The following is a 722-nucleotide window of genomic DNA, read 5'->3' on the forward strand; positions in this document are numbered from 1 at the left end:
GTCCCGCGCCGCTCCCGGCGCCGCCGCCGCGTCAACTTCCGCAGGCCCCCGCCGCGGTACGCCCCGGCGGCGCGGAGACCTCCACCCGCGCGGTCCAGGGCCTGCTGTTCGTCCTCGGCGGGCTGCTGCTCGGCACCGCCGCCGTGGTGTTCACCGCCGTCGCCTGGAGCACGTTCGGGGTGGCCGGCCGGGCGCTGATCCTGCTCGCCGTCACCGCGCTGGCCCTGGTCGCGCCGCTCGTCGCCCGGGCCCGCGGGCTGCGCGGCACCGCCGAGACGCTCGCCTCGGTGGCGCTGCTCCTGGTGGTCCTGGACGGATCCGCCGCCTGGTCGGTGGACCTGTTCGGGGTGACCGGCCTGCCCGGCAGCCGGTACGCGGCGCTGGTGGCGGCGGGCAGCGCCGCGGTGGCCGCCGGTTACGCACTGGTCAGCCGCCTCACCGCACCCTGGTTCGCGGCGTGGCTGCTCGCGCAGCCGGTGCTGCCGCTGGCCGCTGCCGCGTTCCGGCCCACCGCCGCCGGCTGGGCGCTGGTGCTGACGGCCGTGGCGCTCGGTGACCTCGCGGTCGTGGTCGTGCTGCGCCGCCGTACCTCCGGCAATCGCACGGCGCTCGTGGCCGGGCGGGTGCTGGGCTGGACCGGGCACGGCACGGCGCTGGTCCTGGCGGCCGGCTGCGCGCTGGTGCCGCTGGCGGTCGGCCACGCGGCGGGCACGCCGCTGCTG

1 pseudogene is annotated in these 722 nt (G+C 79.4%); it reads left to right on the top strand.

The features are described 5' to 3' along the window. Positions 1 to 722: pseudogene (locus tag AC2CHG_RS31685) on the top strand (SCO7613 C-terminal domain-containing membrane protein); the annotation flags it as partial.

This window comes from Micromonospora sp. ATLC20, from assembly GCF_057196585.1.